We start from the raw sequence: 2,213 nt of genomic DNA, 5'->3' as shown, positions 1-2,213 counted from the left end.
GGGCCTGTACGCCACCCGCCGCGGCTGGTTTGAACCCGCCGTCAGGCTCGGCGACGGCGTGGCCGCCGGACAATTGGCCGGCTGGTATCACGACCTCGAACGGCTCGATCTTGCCGAGGAAGCCCTGCATTTCGCCGAAAGCGGTATCGTACTTTCGCGCCGGCTGCACACGATGTGCGAGGCGGGAGACTGCCTCTTGCAAGTCGCCGAACCGGTGGAAGGCTGACGGGAGCCCAATCGGCGTCTTCACGGCGCCATTGCAGAAACTGAGGATATTTCATGCAGCTTTCGATGTGGACCTATCCCTGGGATGTTCAGGATTTGGGCTTGGAGATGGTCGAACGCGATCTGTTCGAGCGTGCCGGGCTCAACATGATCAGCTTGGCGACCTCCTATCATGCCGGCCGGTTCCTGCAGCCGCGCAGCCCGCGCCGCAAAGCCTATTTCCCGGAGGACGGCACGATCTACTTCAAACCAACCACCGCGCGATGGGCCGATCTCGTGATCCAGCCCAAGGTGGCGGACGTGATCACGGAAGGTGGCGACGTTCTGGCCGAACTTGTCCAACGGCGCGAGGCAGGCGGCCTCCAGGTGTCGTGCTGGACGGTCTGCCTGCACAATACCCGCCTCGGCATGCTTTATCCGCAGGCCGTCACCCGCAACGCCTTTGGCGACCCCAATTATTACAATCTCTGCCCATCGCATCCGGATGCTCGCGCCTACGTCCGCGCGCTGGCCGCGGATATCACGCATACTTACAAGCCGGACAGAATCGAACTTGAAAGCCCGTCCTTCATGGGCTTTGCCCATGAATACCATCACGAGAAGGACGGTGTCGGGCTGACGCCGGAAGACGATTTCCTTCTGTCGCTGTGCTTCTGTCCGTCCTGCCTCGCGCGTGCGGCCGGTGCCGGCATCGAAGGCGAGGCGGCGCGTGAGCTCGTCAAGCAGTGGATTGCCGAGGCGTGCGAGCGCGCGGTTCCTGAACGGCGCTTTCCAGAATTTGCCGCAAGTGGCCTCGACACTTTTCTGCCCTGGCCGCAACTCCATGCCTATCTGTTGTGGCGGTTCGAGCCGGTGACCAGTCTTGTCGCCGAGCTGCGCGAGGTTGCCGACCCGGAGACACGTGTCCTCATCATCGACCTCAAAGACGGCTGGCTCGGCGGCTGCGATCTGGCAGCGCTCGGCAAGGTCTGTGACGGGGCGATCCTGTGTGCCTACGACATGCAGGCCGGCGATGTCGCAGGCCTGATGGCGGCCGGCCGTACCGCGCTCGGAGCAGAGAAATTCCTCGGCGCCGGCTATCGGCTCTTCTATCCCGAAATGGCGGGCCCTGGAATCCTCGCCGCCAAGGTGAAACCGGCGCTGGCGCCGGACGTCGACGGTATCAATTTTTACAATTACGGCCTTGTTCCCGCCGCAAGACTCGATTGGGTGCGTGCAGCACGAGCTGTTTGAACAATCGATCCGTGTGCCGCAGTCTAGCTGTCAATCCAGGTCCGGTCCTCGAACCGTGAACCTGGGAGCGGGACTGCCGGCTTTGCCGTAGCGATCCATATGCGCCTGCCGCCCATCCTACGTCGCGTGGGAGGCGGCAGATGCAGAAGGGTGCGGGACCGAAAAAGCCAGGTGGCGTCACATGACAGCCGACGCCCTGTTGTCGCCGGCAGCGGAATCCGGCTTCGTGTTCGGCCTCGGGCTTATCTTTTCCCTCGGCCCCCAGAACCTCATGTTGATCCAGGCGGGGCTGACCCGCAGCCACCCCTTTATGGTCGGTGACCCGCAGCAGACATTAGGAACGTCAGAGACCCGCTATTACCAGACATTGTAGGGCTCGGCGGCGCATGCTTGGGCGCGGACATCGTTCGAGCAAAGTTAAGTCTCGTAATAGTGAAGCTCGAGCAGCAGGCACCCGGTATGCGACCGGAACGGACCGTGATAGACGCCAGGCGGCCGGCAAGCGTAGGTGTTCGGGGCAAAACTCAGCGACGGCTCGTTGGCTGAAGATCCGCCGACGATGAGATCTCCCGATAAGAGATAGATCTCTTCCCAGTAGTCATGCACGAACGGCACCGTCGTATAGGCGCCCGGCGCAAACCTCAGCAGCCGCGTGCGGTGCCCGGTCTTGCCCGCGTCGTCAAGCCGGCCGGCAAGGATCTTCTGCTCGATGTCGGGCGGGTAACCAGGCGGCGAATGCCAGCCCTCCCCGGTCA

4 protein-coding genes are annotated in these 2,213 nt (G+C 62.8%); 3 read left to right on the top strand and 1 reads right to left on the bottom strand.

Features of this window, described 5'->3' with window-relative positions:
* The 3 genes from EOA86_RS31625 to EOA86_RS31615 all read left to right on the top strand — a co-directional run.
* Window positions 1-226 (top strand): succinylglutamate desuccinylase/aspartoacylase family protein (locus EOA86_RS31625; RefSeq protein ID WP_206630192.1); only part of this gene is annotated, 226 nt, incomplete at its 5' end.
* Between the two features lie 53 nt (window positions 227-279).
* Window positions 280-1,458 carry a hypothetical protein gene (locus tag EOA86_RS31620; protein WP_128345194.1) on the top strand — a complete coding sequence of 393 codons (1,179 nt, stop codon included), beginning with the start codon at window positions 280-282 and terminating at the stop codon, window positions 1,456-1,458.
* A gap of 181 nt (window positions 1,459-1,639) precedes the next feature.
* On the top strand, window positions 1,640-1,831 hold the full coding sequence (locus tag EOA86_RS31615; RefSeq protein ID WP_245497437.1) for a hypothetical protein: 192 nt from the start codon (window positions 1,640-1,642) through the stop codon (window positions 1,829-1,831).
* Between the two features lie 44 nt (window positions 1,832-1,875).
* Here EOA86_RS31615 and EOA86_RS31610 read toward each other — a convergent pair.
* Window positions 1,876-2,213 (bottom strand): cupin (locus tag EOA86_RS31610; protein WP_128345193.1); only part of this gene is annotated, 338 nt, incomplete at its 5' end.

Origin of the sequence: Mesorhizobium sp. M5C.F.Ca.IN.020.32.2.1, from assembly GCF_004023105.1 — a bacterium.
GTDB lineage: Bacteria > Pseudomonadota > Alphaproteobacteria > Rhizobiales > Rhizobiaceae > Mesorhizobium > Mesorhizobium wenxiniae.
This window is presented reverse-complemented; position numbering and strand designations above follow the sequence as displayed.

What these genes read in the sequence shown, in the direction of transcription:
- EOA86_RS31620 (WP_128345194.1), top strand. Translation starts at nt 280, where the DNA reads ATGCAGCTTTCGATGTGGACCTATCCCTGGGATGTTCAGGATTTGGGC.
- EOA86_RS31615 (WP_245497437.1), top strand. Translation starts at nt 1,640, where the DNA reads ATGACAGCCGACGCCCTGTTGTCGCCGGCAGCGGAATCCGGCTTCGTG.